The sequence below is a fragment of the Terriglobia bacterium genome, from assembly GCA_020072645.1.
Classification (GTDB): domain Bacteria; phylum Acidobacteriota; class Terriglobia; order Terriglobales; family Acidobacteriaceae; genus Angelobacter.
Genome location: JAIQGK010000005.1, coordinates 80,178 through 98,377, shown reverse-complemented (window position 1 = coordinate 98,377; position 18,200 = coordinate 80,178). Strand labels below are relative to the sequence as shown.

The window sequence follows — 18,200 nt, the reverse complement described above, 5'->3', positions numbered from 1 at the left end:
TACTCGCAAAGGCATAGCAAGATGGTTAGCAGGCCGTTTACTCGAGCTAGCGATAATTAATTACCAGATTTTCCTCAGTGTTCATCCGGAATCCGCAGTATATGTCCCGCCAGTGCCGGCAATTTCGGATTCACGGGCGGCAGGTCTCCGGTCCAGTTGATCTGCTTGCGATTGGCCAGGCGCATCTCCGGATCCAGCGGTTTCCATCCCGCGCCATTCTGCTCGCGGATGGCCATGTTAAAGCCCATCTGGTTCGGATCGTGCTCGGCCTCGCTCCACTCATGCAATGAGGCTTCAAGGTCCTCCGCAATCGCCTCATGCGGTAGCAGGCATAGCACCCAGGGATTGCGCGTGTTTTGCGCATACGCGCCATTGCTCACGCCCGGCACGGCGTTGATTACTTTTGCTCCGTGTTCTTTAGCGACCTTTACCGTTTCGTCCCGTGAGCCGTGGTCCACTACAATCACCTCATCGCAGGGACGCAATGAATCCAGCGCGCGCCCCAGAGAACGGGCGTTGTCACACGTGTGGATCAAGGCGCTAATTTTGGTCTTTGCCATTTGAGTGTTTTACCTTCAGGATCGTGCCGTTCACAGATTAGATGCCGAATTCGCATCCAGCGGGTCTGGAAATCTCAGCCCGGGATAGCTTGGGCGATTGTTTAAAGCGGTTTCAGTATTAGCGTAGTCTTTCTCAATTCGTCATCCCGACGGGCTGTGAAGCGAAGCGAGCGCGCGTTTTCTTCAGCGTGCGAGCAGGACGGAGGGACCTTGTGCTTCTTCTCGATGGACCACGGTATTCATAACCGCTACGGCATTGGGTGCGGGCGACAATAAAAATAAAACGCCGCCACGAATGGCGGCGTTCATCCCGAGATAAACTAAGTTACTGATTCATCGCTGACCGGCTTGCTCCCGGCGTTACGGTGATCGGTCCCTGCAACTGGAAGGCAATCACCGCTTCCGGCTTCAGGATAATCTGCTGTCCCTTGGTGGCTGCAGAAACGCCTGTTCCCGCGCCTGCGCCTGCGGCTGCGCCAATGGCTGCGCCTTTACCGCCGCCAAAGATTCCGCCCAGCACCGCGCCCACGGCTGCGCCGCCGCCAACCTTTGCAGCCGTTGACTTGCCGCGGCCATTGCCGGACTTCGTCCACTGGCTGGTCTGCAGGCTGTAGGTCCTGCCGTTCATCGTCAGCTTGGTGAGTTCCAGCGTCAGCACAGATTGTCCCGCGAACCTTCCTGCCGACTTCACTTCCACCACGCGGCCTTCAACATCTGCCGTGGTGGGAATGGCCGTCTCTTCGCCCACCGTTACCGGCGCTGAGATCGATCCATGAAACACATCGCCAACCTGCGCTTTTTCTGAATCCACTTCATCATTCAGGCGAATGCTGAGCTGAGTTCCAGATGGCACAGTAACTTTCTGCGGCGCAGGCACCGGCGTTGGGGCCGGCGGAGCAGTCGATTGTGAAGAGTCATAGCTGCTGCCGCTGGCGTTTCCATTGCTGCTGCTTGAGGGAACCGTGGTACGCAACCCGGTATCGCCGCCACTGTTGCTGGCTGACCTGCTCGGAGTCGAACGTGAACTGCGATAGCGCGTGCTGGGTGAAGGACGCCGCTCTTCCCTCATCGGAGGCGGAGGATTATTGCTCGCCTGCTCTTGCGGCTGCTCGTTTTGGTTCGCCGCAGAAGCCGGCGCCACTTCCAGATTATTTACCACTGTCTTCACGCCTTCAATCTGCGCCGCATCATTGGCGGCCGCATTGCGCGCGGCATCCGTGGCCACGGTGCCGGTAAGCGTTACCGTGCCGTTATTCGCGTTGATGTTGAGTTGCTTGTCCGGGATACTGCTGTCCCCGTTAATCTTGTTCTGCACATCGGAGGCGACCTGCGCGTCCGTGCGGCTGCCTATGCGCGAACAGCTTGCTGCCAGCAGCGCCATGGCAATCAGGACCACCGAAAGATTTCTCTTCATGACCTTTAACTCCTCTAAATGTGGTGGCGTATATCTGGTTAGATGCAGAGCAGCTCAATTCGACTGTACTGCACTGTAAAATTTTGTAAATCAATCACTTACAGCCATACGCCAGAGCAGACTTCACTCGCCCAGAGGTCCAGATCTGCTATCCCTATTCTAACCCCGCTCCCAGCCCAGAGTCGCTGAATTCAGCCCTAGGGGTACCCGGTAAATCAGCTTAATTCCTGGTTACAGCCGGGCTGCGTCCGCACCCTTTGAACCCGCGTGGATTCACCCCAAAAATGCGCTTCATCGGCTCGATGTCACACGTTGAGCCCTCTTGCAGCATGCGTAATTGGTCTACCGTCACAGGAGGATTTTTCAGCAGTTTCTGCGCGACTCCAGCCCCCGCCATCATCAGCGGCATGGGGATATGCACCGCCGGCTTCCGCACGCCCGCACACCTCGCGATCTCCGCCAGCACCTCGTTGAGCGTCAACTCGTCAGCCCCGCCCAGATCGATTGTCTGGTTTGTCGCGGCTTCGTAGGTCAGCGCACGCGCAAAGCAGGTCGTTACGTCTTCAACTGCAATCGGCCTGAATTTTGGTGTGCCGTCGCCCGGCACCGGACGAAACAGCGGGGCCGAGCGCATCGTCTCCATCATCTGCGTCACAAAACCGTCGCCCTGGCCAAAGATCAGAGAAGGCCGCAGGATGCAAAACGGAATTCCGCTCTGCCGGACTTCTTCTTCGCCCTTCCACTTTGTCGTCTGGTAGGGGGCTACGCCGTCGGCACGCACTCCCAATGCCGACATCTGCACAAAGCGCTTGATGCCCGTCCGCTTGGCCGCCTCCACCACATTGCGCGTCCCCAGATAGTGCACGCGCTCAAAAGTATTCGTTCCCTTCTCCACGATGATCCCCACCAGATGGATCACCGCAGCGCAGCCTTGCATCCCTTCGTCCAGCTTTGTGCCTTCGACGATGTCGCCGTGGACCCACTCGAAATCATCTTTGCGTCCGAGATGTTGCGTGTGGGATACCAGCCGTGCCTTTTGTCCCGGCAATCCCCGCAGCGCCGCTCGCACGGCATGGCCTTCCATCAGCAATCGCTCCAGCATGTGCTTGCCGACAAAGCCAGTCGCGCCGGTGAGGAAAACTTTCATAGAAGAATTCTAAACGTCCGGCGATGCAAGTTGCTTTTGTGAGAAATAGCCATTGAATCGGCGACGGCGTGAAACCTCTGTCATGCTGAGCGCCGCTCGAGCTGAGCCGCGCGATGCGAGAGCAAGTCGAAGCACCCCGAGAATGTTCATTCACATCATGCAGCGTCAGGGAGTTCTCTCGACAAATGCTTCTCTGCCTTAGAATTCGCTGCGAAACACCTACCGTCCCACACGCGCTCAATTTGGACGGATCATCAGGATGAGCGATCGACAAAGTCTCGGCCCTGGCCATCTTGTGGCCGGAGCATGCGATCAACCCGGCAAACACCATAACATCCAGCGCATGATCTTCTTCATAAGCCTTGATCCTTACCCAGAGCCAATATGGAACTCGAGTTTACGCCTATGGCTCTTCACCAGTGGCCCAATCGCCTCTCAATATGATAAAAATTCGGTTCCCTTTATGTCCCTGCGAATAGCGCGTGGCGTTTATAACCCGGAGAAAGAGCGCTTCCACTTTTACATCTCTTTCAAGCCAACGCTCGATCCTACTGACGACGAGCGCGAAGTTGAGGGCAGCCACTCCGTGGATGTTGCCATTTCCGTCACGGAAACCGGCGAACTAGCCGACGTGGCCTTCAGCCTGCCTGAGCCCTGTCGCAGCCGCCGGTCTCTGGAATACCTCAACCGCACTGACTCCGCCACGCTGATTGAAGAAAGGGTCTTTATCACCGTCCCCGGCCTGAACGGCGATTCTGTCCTGCAGGGCAAAGGAACTCTGGAACTGGATGGCGCAGGCAGGATCATGGGCTTGGATATCCACTAACCGATGTTCCGTCGCGCCAGATCACAGTAAGGCCTTCTCTTAGATTTTTTCGTCAAACCAGAGTCTCTGCTTTGGCAAATCCAGAGTCTCTGCCTTACATCTCCACTCTCACTCGCCCCAGAAATAATGTGCCCCTTAGTTCCCTCTAATACCGCGCTGTTCGTCCCGGTATATCTCTCTCTTTACAATGTCTTAACCTTCAAAACCCATCTAAATCCAGCTACTCTGCTTGGTTTTGTGTCGGGTAAGGCTCTCACAGGCCCTAAGCGTCCTCACCGATTTCTTGCCACGCCCGTTTGCCGCATAGTGCTCGCCATGATGAATCGATCAAAGAGAACCTCCATCGCAGGTAAGTTGTCCATGGCGCTGGCGCTGTTTATCGGCGTGACCGCATTCGCTCAAGTTCCCCGCTCGAAACACGTGTACATTGTGGCGGAAGAAAACCGCAGTTATGAACACATCGTTGGCAGCGCTTCCATGCCCTATCTGAACAGCCTGATCAATAAGGGCGGATTGGCGACCCAGTTTTATGCCAACCAGCACGGTTCACTGGAGAACTATTTCTGGGTAACTGCCGGCCAGAAAATTACCGACAATAACAGCACCACTGCCGTCTTCAACGTCGACAACATTGAGCGCCACCTGCTGACCAACGGCATGACGTTTAAATCTTACGCGCAGTCTCTGCCTTATGCCGGGTACACCGGTCTCTTTTACAACGCTTATATGAAGCGTCACGCGCCACTGCCGTATTTCACTGACATGGCCAATAGCAGCCTGATCAAGAACCACGATTCCGCAGCCCAGATGGCGACCGACATTGCCAATGGCACGCTGCCGAATTTTGCCTTCATCACGCCGGACGGCGACCATGACATGCACAACTGCGGCACGAATCTGGGCGCCTGCCTTTGGACAGCCGACCAGTGGCTCAAGTCCAACATCGGGCCGCTGCTTGCCACCGCGCCTTTCCAGCCGGGCGGCGACGGAGTGCTTATCATCTGGGCGGATGAAGCAGACCTGAGCACCGATAATCGCTGCAGCGCAACGGTGTTGACCGGCTGCGGCGGACACATCGTTGTCGCCATGATCGGCCCGCAAATAAAAGCCGGGTATAAGTCCGTAACCACCTACCATCATCCAAGCGTTCTGCGCACCATGCTGGAAGCCCTCGGAACCACTGCAAATTTCCCGGCTGCGGCCAATACCGCGCCGGACATGCGTGAATTCTTCAAGAGCAACACTGGGACGGCATCTGCAGGTTTAGTCCAGATTTCTTCCCCCACAAGCAGCACTGTCACCGGACCCAGCGTAAGCCTGGCGGCAAGCGCTACGGCAAGCAATCCCATCACCTTCATGCGGATTTATGTTGATAACGTTAGCGTCGCTTCCGCCTCTACCAGCAAGATTGGCGCCACTGTGAGCATGTCCAAGGCGACTCACTCCGTTGTCTTCCAGGCATGGGACAGCAAAGGCAACGTTTACAAAGCAGCAAGAACAATTACCGTGCAATAGCTTCCCGTCGAGGCAAGTGCACGCCGCCAGGGACCACCAGGCAGCAAAGGATGCAACCGGATTTCCTTTGTGCGCCACGTGTCCCTGGTTTTTTTATTTTCAGCACCGGCAAGCTAAAATCATCCACGATGGTCCATTCCCAGCTCTCCGGTTTTGTTCTTGCGGGTGGCAAAAGCACGCGCATGGGCCAGGACAAAGCTTCAGTCACCCTGAACGGTCTCACTCTGCTGGAACATGCGCTGGCGGTCTTGCGCGAAGTCTGCCGTGACGTTGCCATCCTCGGCAAACGCGAGTTATACGGCTCTCTAGGGCCGGTCTATGAAGACATATTTCCCGGATGCGGGCCGCTCGGCGGGATCCATGCGGCGCTTTCGAACTCGCAAACACCGCTCAATCTCATCATCGCCGTGGACACGCCTTTTCTCGCGCCGGAATTTCTCTTGTACCTGGCAGACAGGGCCATCAATTCCAACGCTATCGTCACCACGCCCGAAATTAACGACTACACACAGCCGCTGTGCACCGTTTACTCGCTCGACTTTCGTCCCATCGCGGAGCAGGCGCTACGGCAAGGCAATTACAAGATCGTGCCCCTGTTTCCTAAAGACCGAACACTCGTCATCAAAGAAGCTGAGCTGCGCCAGTTTGCCTTCGCCGCCGATATGTTTGAAAATCTAAACACGCCTGAGGACCTGGCCCGCGCGCGGCGCCGCTTCTCCGGTCAGGACACATGAGCCATCCTCCCCAAAACCCGAATGCGGAGCAGAAGCCGTACGTCGAGTTCCAGCACGTGTACAAGGCATTCGGCGATAACCACGTCCTGCAGGACGTCAGCTTTCAGGTCTTTCCCGGCGAAACGCTGTGCATTCTGGGCCGCAGCGGTGTGGGCAAATCCGTTTCACTCCATCACATCATGGGTTTTCTCAAGCCTGACGCCGGCCGCGTGATCGTCGCCTTTGAGGACATCACTGAAGCCACGGAAGCGCAGCTTGAGCGTATCCGCAAGAAAGTGACGATGGTTTTCCAGAACGGCGCGCTGTTCGATTCGCTTACCGTCGGCGAGAACGTCGCATTCCCGTTGCGCGAACGCCATGATCTGGACGAACAGCAGATTTACCAGATTGTTGACGGCCTGCTGGACATGGTGGGCGTAAAAGCCATGCGCGATCTTCTGCCCTCCGACCTTTCCACCGGGATGAAGCGTAGCGTCGCCATTGCCCGCGCGCTTTCCGCGCAGCCGGAATGCATTCTTTATGACGAGCCCACCACCATGGTCGATCCACTGATGGCGCAGCTCCTGGGCGACCTCATCCAGAAACTGAAGCACCAGCTCAAGCTCACCAGCATCGTCGTAACGCATGACATGCGTCTGGCCAAGAAGCTGGCGGACCGCATTGTGTTTCTGCATGAAGCTCGCGCTATCTTTGTTGGATCGGTGCATGAGATGGAGCGCGCCCCGGAAGAAGTGGTGCAGGAATTTCTGAAGCTGGATGAACTGATCGTGCCCGGACGGGACGATGGGTACCAGGCGTATACCTGATTTTCAATCCCGACCCTGAGCTTGCCGAAGGGGAGGGAGCCCTGCCGCAACTAGAAACTGAAAGGTCTGGAAACTGAAGAGTATCCTTCGCTCCTCTCGGGATAAATGAAACTCCCTCCGCTTCCTCCTTTCCTCCGTGTTCCAAGGTTTACCGATCCCGTTAAGCTCTCACTCCACGCTTCTCCAGTACCGCCAGCAAGCTATTCTTCGCGTGGCTGCTCAACCTGCCGCTCCGCAACACATCCTTGATCAGATTAATCGGCAGTTCGGCGGCCAGATGGATCAACCTTCCTGAAGGCGTGTTCCTGTTTCCCAGCAGCGCGGCCTTCACGTCATTGCGATAGGACCATTTCTGGTGGCGTGAAACAGCAGGCGCCAGCAGTTCTGTCCCGTGCTCGGCTTTCAATACCTTCACAATTGAAACTTCCGTCATCTGTGGATTGGCCAGCGCCGCCTGCATGATGCGCTCTTCCTTATCCAGCAGCAGCGCGGCTGCCACGCGGCCTGAGCTGCGCCGCGCCAGCGTTGCCCGCTCGCCAGATGAGATGCTGGCAAGCTTGCTGATGAGCACTTCTTCAGCCACGCGCTTCACATCCGGCTGGACTGAGGGCAGCAGCGCGACTTGCATGAGCTCAAACGTATAAAGATGGCGGATAGTCGGCACGGAAACATGCCGCGCTGTTCGCGGATGGATCACCACCGCCATGCGCACTTTCCGTTGTCGCATGAGCGAGCCGTTCTTGCTGAGCGCTTCCAGAGCTTCTCGCGGCAAGTCGCGATGGTTCAGTAGCGCCAGCGCCAGGTCTTCTGTCAGGCGCGCGTCGGCGGCCACGGCAATCAGAATCTCCGGAGCAGAATCATGCACCAACCGGTCCAGATCAGCATCCGCGGGCAGGATTATTTTCTTGTGTTCAGTGCGGACGCGTGGCGGTTCAGGCTGCTCCGGCGCCTCCTGCAAGCCTTCATTCTCATGAGAAGTCCACTCGCTCATCGTCTCACTCCGCGTTGAGCGGCAATCTCCAGCGCACCCAGCACCGGACGCACAAACGCAAAACTCACTGCAGCTTGCGGCTGCTCCGCTTTCATGGCTTCCTTAAATGCCTGCCGCACCAGTGGCGATCCCTGAAGCACGCCGCCTGCCAGCGCCACCGGTACCACGCCTCCATCAGGCCACAGCCGGTTAATGACCGCACTCGCCAATCCCGCAAGGGCCTTCCCCGCTCGATCAGTAATTGTGCGCGCGCTGGCGTCGCCTTGCTCGGCTGCGTTCACTACGGGTCCAGCCAACTCGGGAAATCTTGGTTCGGAAGAGTTTGCCAACCGGATTACCTCTTCCGGCGCAACCTTCCAGCAATCGGCAATTGTGGCCAGCAGGCCGTTGCTCTTGCCGAAATCAAAGGCATGCAGCGCGGCGGTCACGGCTTCCCTGCCTACCCAGAACGCTGATCCCTCGTCTGAGACGTTTGGTCCCCAGCCCCCGGCACGCGCGGTTTCTCCGTTCTGATTGCGCCCAAAAGCAATGGACCCCGTACCGGAAATCACCAGTACGCCCGGTGACGTGCCAAACGCTGCGCGGTGAGCAATCACGTGGTCGCCCGCAACGTAGATTGTGGAGTCTGGCATCAGTTCACGGATGGTCTGCTGCGCCCAGTGGACGGCTTCTGCCAGAGATGCCCCGGCCATCCCGATGCATACATGCTGAATCTTGGCCGCGTCCACATGCGCGGTCTCCGTTGCCTGACGAATCACTGTTTGCAGGTTTTCCCGGCCGCGTTCCTTGCCCACGCGAGCCAGTTTGCAGCTTGCACCCGTAGCCTGGCCCAGCAGCTCCGCGCCGTTGCTCACGGCGCAGTCTGTCTTGGTGCCTCCGGCGTCAATACCCAGGTACAGTGGCATGATTGAACTTTAATTCATCTTCCCACAACTTTTACTTTTGCTTTGAGGCATTTTTCCCGAATAATGGCTTGGCAGACAAAACCTATTCATGCGACTGCAAATTATTGATCTGGCTATTATCGCCGTTTATCTCATCAGTATTACTTTTTTTGGACTAAGGTTTCGCAAGTCCCAGCGGTCACTGCGTGATTATTTTCTGGCCGACCGCAACATTCCCTGGTGGGCCATTGCTCTCTCCATCGTCGGCGCTGAAACAAGCACGCTCACAGTTATCGGCACACCGGGAATTGCCTATGGCGGCAACTTCGGCTTTCTCCAGCTTGTCTTTGGCTACCTTCTTGGCCGCATCGTCGTCAGCGCAATTTTTATCCCGCAATATTTTCGCGGTGAAATGTTTACCGCCTACCAACTTATTGATCGCCGCTTTGGAAAAGAGCTGCATCGCATCACCGCCGCAGTTTTTCTCGTCACGCGCGCCGCTGCGGAAGGCGTGCGCGTGTGGGCCGTCGCTATCGTAATCAGCATTGCGCTTGGAACGGGAGGCGTTACTTCAGTCGCCATCGTCATGGGGCTCACACTTATTTATACCTTTGAAGGCGGCATGGCTGCCGTTATCTGGACGGACGTGGTCCAACTCGCCATCTATATTGGCGGTACGATTATTGGTTTTATCACGCTGCTGCATCTGGTGCCCGGCGGTTGGCCATCGATCCATGCCATTGCCGCTGGCGCAGGCAAGCTGCAGGTGTTCGATTTCTCTCTGAACTTCTTCAAGACTTACACATTCTGGGCCGGCCTGATCGGCGGCATGTTCCTGAATACAGCTACGCATGGAACAGATCAACTCATGGTCCAGCGCCTGCTCGTCGCGCGCAACCAGCGCGATTCCCGCACAGCCCTGCTCTTCAGTGGCGGCGTGATCCTGATTCAGTTCACACTCTTTCTGCTGGTCGGAGCAGGGCTGTGGGTTTTCTACCGCCAATTTCCGCCCACCGGCCATTTCGCCACCAATGACTACGTTTTTCCCACGTTCATTGTGGAGCACATGCCTCGCGGCATTGCCGGATTGCTGATTGCCGCCATCCTCGCCGCGGCCATGTCGAACTTGAGCGCCGCCTTGAACTCGCTCTCTTCCACCACCATGATCGACTTTTACCTGCGCCGCCGGCCTGAAACGTCAGACAGCAAGCGTCTCGGACTTTCACGCATAGCAACTGTAGTCTGGGGCGTTGCGCTCTTCGGACTCGCTTTGGCCTCGCGCTATGGCGGCAACGTGCTGGAAAAAGGCCTCACGATCGCTTCACTGGCTTATGGTGGTTTGCTCGGCGTCTTTCTGCTTGGACTGCTCACCCGTCGCGCCAAACAGAACGGCGCGATTGTTGGTATGCTCTGCGGATTGGTCCTGAACATTTATATCTGGGGATGGACCCACATCGCCTGGACCTGGTACGTAACGTTTGGTTCGATCACGACGTTTGTTGTGGGATACCTCGCCAGTCTCACGACTTCGTCTTCAGAACAGGCGCAAAGCGCGGCCCCGGACTCGAACCGATAAGCGACAAATTCTATTGTTGACCAATCGCGACCGATGCGAGACTATCGCGCAGCCACAATTTGTTACCTGCTCATGAAGATTATTCTTAATTCCTTTATCTCAGCTATCTTGTTTTTGATCATGGCTGAAGCCAAAGAACCGCGCGCCCTCTTCTCTTCCACCCAAATGATCGTAGTCACCACAGAAAGCTGGGATTCACCGCAAGGAACGCTTCGACGCTATGAACGCGAGCGTTCTGGAAACCCATGGCATGCCGTGGGCGGGCCCATCGCTGTAATGATCGGCAAGAGCGGGCTTGGCTGGGGAACAGGACTACTGGCTCCGCCGCGAGAAGCAAGCGATCCCGTAAAGAAAGAAGGCGACGGCAAAGCGCCCGCGGGCGTATTTCGCCTGAGCAAGACATTTGGTTACGCCGCGCAGGCGCAGCCCGGATGGAAGATGCCGTATATCAGCCTCACGCCCACCATTGAATGCGTAGATGACGAAAAATCAAAGTTCTATAACACGCTTGTGGACACCAGCACGATCGCGCCCGACTGGGGCAGCCACGAGAAGGAAAAGATGCGCCGCTCAGACGATCTTTATCGCTGGGGCATACTGGTGGGCCACAACGCTGATCCTCCAGTGCCGGGAGGCGGATCGTGTATCTTCATGCATATATGGCGTGGCCCCGCGCAGCCCACGGTAGGCTGCACAGCCATGCCGCAGGCTGATCTGGAAATGCTGCTGGGCTGGCTTGACCCTGAGCGGAAGCCGCTGCTGGTGCAACTGCCGGTGGCCCAATACCAGAAGTTGCGTCATCACTGGAATCTTCCGGCAGTAGAGAACGCGGCAGGCGACACTACAATGCAAAGTGGACCAAAATCGGTTGGCAAAGACTAACGAGGCATTCATGGCGACTTCAACCTCGGCTGCGGACGCGCAAAGGCCGGAGCTTGTACGTGAATTAAACGCCTGGCACTCTACAGCTATTGTCGTCGGCACCATCATCGGCAGCGGAATCTTTCTTGTTCCGGCGGAGATGATGCAGGCCGTCGGCTCGGCGCGTCTGGTTTATCTCGCATGGATCGTCGGCGGCCTGCTTTCTTTTTTTGGTGCGCTCACGTATGCGGAACTTGGCGCCGTTCGTCCCTGGGCCGGCGGCGAATACGTTTATATCCGCGACGCTTACGGGCCCCTGCCATCATTTCTGTATGCATGGACGTGGTTCCTCATCGCCAAGCCCGCGTCGATCGCCAGCGTAACCAGCGGACTGGTGCGCGTGCTCGGAAATTTTTCCGCATTCAGCTTCCTCCCGCATCCAATATTCGCTCTGCAAGGTGGTTACCAGCTTACCTATGGACACTTGCTCGCCATCGCCGCCACCATCTTGATCTCTGCCTTGAATTATCTTGGCGTACGCAAAGCCGGCAACTTTCAACTGGTAATGACCACGCTGAAAATTGTAATGATCGTTGTGATCATTGCCGCAGGCTTCAGCGCCACCAGCGGAAGCTGGAGCAACTTCGGCACTACGTTTTTGGGCGCTAAAGGCGGCATGGCGGGATTTATGGCAGCTTTGGTCGCGGCGCTCTGGGCCTATGACGGCTGGAATGATCTCAACATGGTCAGCGGTGAGATCCGCAATCCTGAGCGCAGCATTCCCGTGGCGTTGATCGCCGGCGTGGCGATAGTGGCCGTGCTTTATATCGGAGTAAACGCGGCGGTGCAGTTTGTAATGCCGGCATCGGCTGTAGCTGCATCTCCTGTACCTGCTTCATCCGCAACCCAGATCGCAATCGGTCATCTGGGCGCGCTGCTGGTCTCGGCCGGGATGGCGCTCTCCATGTTCGTGACGCTCAATGGAACCATCATGAGCGGTGGACGCATTCCCTTTGCCGTGGCCCGCGACGGCTATTTCTTCAAGGCACTGGCTGAAGTCCATCCCCGCTTTCATACTCCCTCACTGGCTCTCATCGTCCAGTGCGTGATGGCTATTGCACTGCAGCTCGGCGGCGGATCGTTCCGTGATTTCCTTGAACTGGCGATTTTCTCCGAGTGGCTCTTTTACATGATCGCCGCCAGCACCATTTTTGTGTTCCGCCAGCGCGAGCCCAATACACCACGTCCCTACAGTACCTGGGGATATCCCGTAGTCCCGGCGTTGTTCGTCGTGGCTGCAGCCGTGCTGCTCTACTTCACGTTCATTGACAAGCTGCATCATTCGCTGTTCGGAACAATCGTGATGACCCTGGTGATGCTGGCGGGCGTGCCGGTGTTCTGGTATTTTGCGAAGCAGAAAAGGCAGAAGGAATCAGCACTGTGAGCAGTGTAGGCACGGACACTCGGCACACGCCCCCAGCTTCTCAAGCTGTCTGTGGCGACTGCGGCGCGCCTCTTTACGGGCGATTTTGTTCCCAATGCGGTGAACAGGCCGTTGACCGGCATTCCCTTACCTTGTCGCACTTCCTGAAGCACAACGTCCTGCACGAGTTGAGCCACGTGGACGGCAAGATTTTTCGTACCTTTCGATATCTGGTCTTTCGTCCCGGCTTTCTCTCCGCTGAGTATTTTGCCGGACGACGGCGCAGATACGTCAATCCCGTTCGTCTGCTGCTCACCTGCCTGCTGGTTCTTGCCCTGCTGCCCCGGACCGGCTCCATGACCATGTCACTAGGCAAGCTGAAGCTTAACCTGCTTCCCCCCGGTCCCCCTTCATCGGAGACAATCGACGAGACCATCGCAAAGCTGGATGTTTTTGGGATTCTGAATCGTTTGATGGAAAAGAAGTCGCGCTCCAAAGACCTGAAGACGCCGGCCGCGGTAGAGAAGTTCAATCACGAACTGAAAACGTACGCCACCGCACTCTCTTTCTGTAATGTACTGCTGCTCTCAGGATTTCTGGCCATTCTTTACCGCAGGCGCAGGTCGCTCTACGTGGAACATCTGGTGTTCAGCCTTCATCTGGCATCTTTTGTGCTTTTGTTCAGCATACTTCCCACGCCATTGTTTTGGACTCTTGTTGTGCTGATCAAGGGGTCTGCTCTAAAAATCGCGGCGGGGATACTCGCGTTCCTGCTCTTGTCGGTCGAGGTGATCTATCTGTACAAAGCCCTTCTTCGCTTCTACCGGCCTGAGATTGGCGCGAGCATTCGTGGGTGGAATCGTACTGCGTGGATGACAAGACTGGCTGTCATTGCAATCTTCTTCACTAATTCAGTCTTTATCACCCTGACGTACGGAGCGGGCGCGGCAATTGCCCTGTGGCGGCTTTGAACCAAGCCGGCGGAAACTAGACTCTACTGAACTCAAGGACTTTCTCCGATTGTCCAGGCTTCGGCGGCGAGAGGCGCTCGTAGATCTTCACGTATTCGCGGGCTGAAGCAATCCAGGAAAAATCTTTCTTCATTCCATTCTGCATCAGCTTGAGCCACGCGGCCTGGTCTTTAAACGCCCGCAGCGCTTCATGGATGCAGTTCAGCAGCGCCACGCCGGAATAAGCGCTGAACTTAAAGCCGGTGCCTTTGGCCGATGTCGGGTCCCAGGGCTCAATCGTATCGTCCAGACCGCCGGTGGCGCGGACGATCGGCACTGTTCCATAGCGCAGGCTATACATCTGGTTTAGCCCGCTGGGCTCATAGCGCGACGGCATCAGGAACATGTCTGCTCCGGCTTCAATCTTGTGCGCCAGCCCATTGTCATAGGCCACCTTTACCGCAATTTTTTCCGGATGCTGCTTTTGCAGCTTCAGCAGCATGTCCTGATATTCCTTGTCGCCGCTGCCAAGCACGGTAAGGATCAGCGGCAGGCGTGCCAAATCGCTGCCGATTTCTTCAATCAGGTCAAAACCTTTTTGCGCGGCAAACCGTGACACAATGCCGATGACCGGTGTATCGATCGGCGCGCTTTCCATGCCAAACTGCCGCAGCAGGTCGTACTTGCACTCCTTCTTGCCCTGAAGCCTGTCTGCTGAATACTGCTGGACGATGTATTTGTCTTTCTCCGGACTCCACTCGTTGTAATCCACGCCGTTCACGATCCCGGTCAACGATCCCGCGCGCGATTTCAGCACCCCTTCCAGACCAAATCCGTATTCGCTGGTCTGTATTTCATGCGCGTACTTGCGGCTTACCGTGGTGAGATGGTCGGAGAAGGCGAGCGCTCCCTTCAGGAAATTGGCCTTGCCCCAGAACTCCATCTGGTCAATGGTGAATAGGTCCCAGGGCAGCATGAGCAGCGGCAGCGTGTCCGGCGGAAAGACGCCCTGGTAGCCGATATTGTGGATGGTAAATACCGTGCGCGTGCTGCGGAAGACCGGATCGGCTTCATAACTTGTGCGCAACAGGATAGGCACCAGCGCGGACTGCCAGTCGTGACAATGGAAAATATCTGGCACACCCAGCACCTTGGAAGCTTCCAGCACGGCGCGACAATACAAAGCGAAACGCTCAGCGTTGTCAGGATAGTCGCCGGCGGAAGTTCCGTAGAGCGCTTCACGGTCAAAAAACGCCGGATAGTCAATGAAGTAGAATTGCACCCCGGAACGTTTTCCGCCATCCAGCACTGAGCAGAACCGGTATTGATCGTCGAACGGGATGGTCACGCTGCGGAGCAGCACCTTGGCGTCCGGCAGCCTGGTCTGTTTATATTTAGGCAGGTAGACGGAAACGGAATGGCCCAGTTCGGCGAGCGCTTGCGGCAGGGCGCCCACAACATCAGCCAGTCCACCGGTTTTAGCGAACGGCACGCACTCAGAAGCAGCAAAAGCAATTTTCACGGGGCCTCCGTGGTAAGCAAGCGACAGAACGAACACAAACCTGCTATAGAAAATTCTAAATGGCGGCAACAAAAAGGGCCAATTCGGGAGCGGCAAAAAAGCCCAAACTGGGCCAGAATTTTCTGGCCGATGTTGGGGCCGCGGAACAGATTGTTGATGCTCTGGGCGACGTGTCCAATTCCGTAGTCGTGGAAATCGGCCCCGGCAAGGGCGCGCTCACTCAGGTGCTGGCGCGCAGAGCACACCGGCTGATCGCCGTGGAACTGGATCGCATGATGTCCACCGAGCTTCGCTTTAAATATCGCCTGCAACCCCAGGTTGAAATCATTGAAGCAGACGTGCTCAAGTTGGATTTCCGAACAGTGCTGAACCGTACCATAGGCCCGCTGAATGACTTGCGTCCGCTCAAGCCTTCGCGCGCGCGTGTGGTGGGAAACCTGCCGTATTACATCACGTCAGACATTCTGCTGCGGCTCTTTGAATTCCACGAGCAGTTTGACGTGATCGTGATCATGGTCCAGCGAGAGGTAGCTGATCGCATCGCCGCCCATCCGGGCACACGCGACTACGGCATGTTATCTACCACGGCGCAGCTCTATACGAAGGTTGAAAATCTCTTTACCCTGCCGCCGCAAGCATTCTCGCCTCCGCCTAAAGTCCATTCTTCAGTGCTGCGATTGACCGTCGCGCCGCGATTTGCGGAATTGCAGGTCAATCCAGCGGAGCTCATCCCATTCCTGAAAACGGCCTTTGCCATGAAGCGCAAAACGCTGCTGAATAATCTGAAGAAAGATTATCCAGAAGAAATCATCCGCAATAGCCTCAAAGAAGCGGGCGCGCGGGCCGATGTCCGGGCGGAAGCACTGCCTCTGGAGACCATGGCGCAGATTTTCCGCAAACTGCGAAATTAACCACAAAGGACACGAAGGCCCTTCTTCTGAAATCTCGAGCGGAGCGAGAGATCCCTCTCGTCGCGAGATACTGAGAGGCTGCGATTGCTGAAACGAATCGTGACTATAGGGTTCCCTCAGCCGCAAGACCCAGCGGCTTCGGGATTGCGGGAAAAAATCTAAACTCGGCTGAACCCCAGCAACTTCTCTTGTGGTCTGGGCGTGAACGTGAAATCCAAAAGAGACACGAAGATCAAACTTCGTGCCCCTTTGTGTCTTTGTGGTTCAACGCTCTTATTTTGGTCTCCCACCTCGTGAGTTGTCATCGGTCGATCTCCCGTGGCTTTCCGCCGGCGGCGCCGACTGACGTACCACAGGCGCGGGAGGCGGAGCCGACTGATGCACCACCGGTGCCGGCGGTGGAGCTTGCTGACGCACCACAGACGCGGGCGGCGGAGTGTACATATTATGTTCCGTAGGCCGTTGCGGAGCCGGCGTAAAGGTTTGCGGCGGATTGTGCTGCCGCTCTGTCGGCGGTGGCGTACCCTCATTGTTCGAACGCCTTACTGGTTCGGGCGTAGGCTGATGGTTGTCGCGTGAGCGATTGAAATCTCCTCCACGATCGCCATTGTCCCGAGTGGGTTGCCGATCAACCACCTTCGGATTGCGGTCGCCATCAACTCGTCCATGATCATTGTTGGCGTCAGGCTTTGGCTGCGGCGGTGGCGGGTTGTCCGTCCGCGGCACTCTCGCTATGTCATCGTTGGTGTAGGTGCGCTTCTTGTCTCTGTCTCCACCGGAACGACCAAGGGCATGCTCATCGCCATCGCGGTCTCCAACCCTGCCTCCAACGGGACCAGTGCTTCTTCTCACAGGTCCGCCGGTTACAGGAGGCGGTTCGTGACGATTTCTGTCCGGGTTGCGATCGACGATTCGCCGGTCCGCCGGCGGAACTGGAGGACGGAAGCCCGGAGGCGCATGCGCCAGCCGGGGCCTGCTATACCATCTGTTCCAGCCGCCAGGCGCCCAGCACCAGCCGCGTCCGTTCACAAACACCCAACGGCCATAGCGATAAGGCATCCAGCCCCAGGGATACGAGGAAACCCACGTATAGCCAAAGCCGGGAGAATAGCTCCAGTAGCCATTGCTGAAAGGGTCCCAGTTGTAGCCGACATTGTTCGGCTGCCAGACTTCGCCGTATCCCGGGACGTCATAATACTGTCCGTAATAATTCAGGTCGCTCGCGCCGTATTGATAAGGTGACTGCGCGTAGCCCGGACCGGCGGAAGCGTATGTGCTCAGAAAGTCGTCGCGCTGCTTGCTCCACTGGTCCAGATCGTCAGTGTCCACGCCTTTATCCAGCGCATAACGCGCCGGGTCATTGGGATCCAGGACAAAAGTTTCGTTTTTCTTTACGGCAACTTCGCCGCCGTTGTCCGTGTCGCTCACGCTTACTTCGCCCTTCCACACCGCGACATCCAGCGGATCGGCATTGGTGCTGGTCACGCGGAATGAACTGGAATGCGTGAGCGCAATGGTATTTTTCTTTACCGTCACGTTGAAGTCGCCGTCATCGTGCTTGATGACCTTGAATTCGGCTTCGCCCTGATCAAGGTCGACCGTGGTGAGCGTCGCGCCGGAGGAAGCGCGCGCCAACTGCGTGAATACGATCGCGCTATCTGGGGCCAGCCGGATCAGGCTGCCATCTTCGAGTTGGACTTCAGCCCAGCCGTCAGAGCCGGTCTGCAGCCAGTTGTGTTCCGTGAGAGGAACGTTCATGGTCGCGCTCTCATAGCCATGGCCATTGTCCAGTCTCACATCGCCTTCAACATAGCTGAGGCGCACAATGCGCGCCTGCGAATCGTGGCCGTCTTCGTCATCAAAATCTTGTGCGTGGGAAAGCGGCGCCAGAGAAAATACCAGCGCAAAAATCATGGGGAGGAACAGCCCGGTCTTACGGAAAATTCCGCCCAGGTGCCAGCGACTCTTTCGGTTTTGCAACTTAGAGTGGCGCAGCATAAACCCTCCTAAAAAGCATTGCTACTGTATTAGATCGGCGCTCGGCCACTTAGTTTCTTATTGTTAAGTGTTATTGATAATA

Annotated in this window: 16 protein-coding genes; 9 read left to right on the top strand and 7 right to left on the bottom strand. The window is 56.7% G+C overall.

Annotated elements, in window-relative coordinates:
• Positions 1-74: 74 nt before the first annotated feature.
• The 3 genes from LAO76_08950 to LAO76_08940 all read right to left on the bottom strand — a co-directional run bounded on the left by LAO76_08950 (position 75) and on the right by LAO76_08940 (position 3,121).
• Entirely contained in the window at positions 75-560 is a 486-nt protein-coding gene (locus LAO76_08950) for a hypothetical protein (protein MBZ5491045.1), read from the bottom strand.
• A 325-nt stretch (positions 561-885) separates the two neighbouring features.
• Positions 886-1,974 carry a BON domain-containing protein gene (locus tag LAO76_08945; protein MBZ5491044.1) on the bottom strand — a complete coding sequence of 363 codons (1,089 nt, stop codon included), beginning with the start codon at positions 1,972-1,974 and terminating at the stop codon, positions 886-888.
• A gap of 220 nt (positions 1,975-2,194) precedes the next feature.
• Positions 2,195-3,121: a complex I NDUFA9 subunit family protein gene (locus LAO76_08940; protein ID MBZ5491043.1), complete on the bottom strand. Its 927-nt coding sequence runs from the start codon at positions 3,119-3,121 to the stop codon at positions 2,195-2,197.
• A gap of 463 nt (positions 3,122-3,584) precedes the next feature.
• Between LAO76_08940 and LAO76_08935 the strand changes: the two genes are divergently transcribed.
• From LAO76_08935 to LAO76_08920, 4 genes are all read left to right on the top strand, one after another.
• Complete coding sequence (locus LAO76_08935; GenBank protein ID MBZ5491042.1) at positions 3,585-3,947, top strand: hypothetical protein; 363 nt, start codon at positions 3,585-3,587, stop codon at positions 3,945-3,947.
• A 315-nt stretch (positions 3,948-4,262) separates the two neighbouring features.
• Entirely contained in the window at positions 4,263-5,462 is a 1,200-nt protein-coding gene (locus tag LAO76_08930) for a hypothetical protein (protein ID MBZ5491041.1), read from the top strand.
• A gap of 128 nt (positions 5,463-5,590) precedes the next feature.
• Positions 5,591-6,196: a molybdenum cofactor guanylyltransferase gene (locus LAO76_08925; GenBank protein MBZ5491040.1), complete on the top strand. Its 606-nt coding sequence runs from the start codon at positions 5,591-5,593 to the stop codon at positions 6,194-6,196.
• A complete protein-coding gene (locus LAO76_08920; GenBank protein ID MBZ5491039.1) occupies positions 6,193-7,002 on the top strand; it encodes an ATP-binding cassette domain-containing protein in 810 nt (269 codons plus the stop codon). Before LAO76_08925 ends, LAO76_08920 begins: the two co-directional genes overlap by 4 nt.
• Positions 7,003-7,162: 160 nt before the next feature.
• On the opposite strand, the gene LAO76_08915 is transcribed toward LAO76_08920, so the two are convergent.
• Together LAO76_08915 and LAO76_08910 are read right to left on the bottom strand one after the other, a co-directional pair.
• On the bottom strand, positions 7,163-7,993 hold the full coding sequence (locus LAO76_08915) for a hypothetical protein (protein MBZ5491038.1): 831 nt from the start codon (positions 7,991-7,993) through the stop codon (positions 7,163-7,165).
• On the bottom strand, positions 7,990-8,898 hold the full coding sequence (locus LAO76_08910) for a hypothetical protein (protein MBZ5491037.1): 909 nt from the start codon (positions 8,896-8,898) through the stop codon (positions 7,990-7,992). The genes LAO76_08915 and LAO76_08910 overlap by 4 nt, the downstream gene beginning before the upstream one ends.
• A gap of 88 nt (positions 8,899-8,986) precedes the next feature.
• On the opposite strand from LAO76_08910, the gene LAO76_08905 reads away from it, so the two are divergent.
• The 4 genes from LAO76_08905 to LAO76_08890 all read left to right on the top strand — a co-directional run bounded on the left by LAO76_08905 (position 8,987) and on the right by LAO76_08890 (position 13,708).
• A complete protein-coding gene (locus LAO76_08905; GenBank protein ID MBZ5491036.1) occupies positions 8,987-10,453 on the top strand; it encodes a sodium:solute symporter in 1,467 nt (488 codons plus the stop codon).
• Positions 10,454-10,525: 72 nt separating this feature from the next.
• Positions 10,526-11,335, top strand: a complete 810-nt coding sequence (locus LAO76_08900; protein MBZ5491035.1) for a hypothetical protein — start codon at positions 10,526-10,528, stop codon at positions 11,333-11,335.
• A 10-nt stretch (positions 11,336-11,345) separates the two neighbouring features.
• Positions 11,346-12,758, top strand: coding sequence for an amino acid permease (locus LAO76_08895; GenBank protein ID MBZ5491034.1), 1,413 nt, complete (start codon positions 11,346-11,348; stop codon positions 12,756-12,758).
• Complete coding sequence (locus LAO76_08890) at positions 12,755-13,708, top strand: DUF3667 domain-containing protein (protein ID MBZ5491033.1); 954 nt, start codon at positions 12,755-12,757, stop codon at positions 13,706-13,708. Before LAO76_08895 ends, LAO76_08890 begins: the two co-directional genes overlap by 4 nt.
• A gap of 16 nt (positions 13,709-13,724) precedes the next feature.
• On the opposite strand, the gene glgA is transcribed toward LAO76_08890, so the two are convergent.
• Positions 13,725-15,209, bottom strand: a complete 1,485-nt coding sequence (gene glgA / locus LAO76_08885; protein ID MBZ5491032.1) for a glycogen synthase GlgA — start codon at positions 15,207-15,209, stop codon at positions 13,725-13,727.
• 59 nt (positions 15,210-15,268) lie between these two features.
• Between glgA and rsmA the strand changes: the two genes are divergently transcribed.
• Positions 15,269-16,120, top strand: a complete 852-nt coding sequence (gene rsmA / locus LAO76_08880; protein ID MBZ5491031.1) for a 16S rRNA (adenine(1518)-N(6)/adenine(1519)-N(6))-dimethyltransferase RsmA — start codon at positions 15,269-15,271, stop codon at positions 16,118-16,120.
• A 273-nt stretch (positions 16,121-16,393) separates the two neighbouring features.
• Here rsmA and LAO76_08875 read toward each other — a convergent pair whose 3' ends face one another.
• Positions 16,394-18,118, bottom strand: coding sequence for a FecR domain-containing protein (locus LAO76_08875; protein ID MBZ5491030.1), 1,725 nt, complete (start codon positions 18,116-18,118; stop codon positions 16,394-16,396).
• Between the last annotated feature and the right edge of the window lie 82 nt (positions 18,119-18,200).

What these genes read in the sequence shown, in the direction of transcription:
- LAO76_08905 (MBZ5491036.1), top strand. Translation starts at nt 8,987, where the DNA reads ATGCGACTGCAAATTATTGATCTGGCTATTATCGCCGTTTATCTCATC.
- LAO76_08940 (MBZ5491043.1), bottom strand. Translation starts at nt 3,121, where the DNA reads ATGAAAGTTTTCCTCACCGGCGCGACTGGCTTTGTCGGCAAGCACATG.
- LAO76_08895 (MBZ5491034.1), top strand. Translation starts at nt 11,346, where the DNA reads ATGGCGACTTCAACCTCGGCTGCGGACGCGCAAAGGCCGGAGCTTGTA.
- LAO76_08910 (MBZ5491037.1), bottom strand. Translation starts at nt 8,898, where the DNA reads ATGCCACTGTACCTGGGTATTGACGCCGGAGGCACCAAGACAGACTGC.
- LAO76_08915 (MBZ5491038.1), bottom strand. Translation starts at nt 7,993, where the DNA reads ATGAGCGAGTGGACTTCTCATGAGAATGAAGGCTTGCAGGAGGCGCCG.
- LAO76_08920 (MBZ5491039.1), top strand. Translation starts at nt 6,193, where the DNA reads ATGAGCCATCCTCCCCAAAACCCGAATGCGGAGCAGAAGCCGTACGTC.
- rsmA (MBZ5491031.1), top strand. Translation starts at nt 15,269, where the DNA reads ATGGCGGCAACAAAAAGGGCCAATTCGGGAGCGGCAAAAAAGCCCAAA.
- LAO76_08925 (MBZ5491040.1), top strand. Translation starts at nt 5,591, where the DNA reads ATGGTCCATTCCCAGCTCTCCGGTTTTGTTCTTGCGGGTGGCAAAAGC.
- LAO76_08930 (MBZ5491041.1), top strand. Translation starts at nt 4,263, where the DNA reads ATGATGAATCGATCAAAGAGAACCTCCATCGCAGGTAAGTTGTCCATG.
- LAO76_08945 (MBZ5491044.1), bottom strand. Translation starts at nt 1,974, where the DNA reads ATGAAGAGAAATCTTTCGGTGGTCCTGATTGCCATGGCGCTGCTGGCA.
- LAO76_08900 (MBZ5491035.1), top strand. Translation starts at nt 10,526, where the DNA reads ATGAAGATTATTCTTAATTCCTTTATCTCAGCTATCTTGTTTTTGATC.
- LAO76_08935 (MBZ5491042.1), top strand. Translation starts at nt 3,585, where the DNA reads ATGTCCCTGCGAATAGCGCGTGGCGTTTATAACCCGGAGAAAGAGCGC.
- LAO76_08875 (MBZ5491030.1), bottom strand. Translation starts at nt 18,118, where the DNA reads ATGCTGCGCCACTCTAAGTTGCAAAACCGAAAGAGTCGCTGGCACCTG.
- LAO76_08950 (MBZ5491045.1), bottom strand. Translation starts at nt 560, where the DNA reads ATGGCAAAGACCAAAATTAGCGCCTTGATCCACACGTGTGACAACGCC.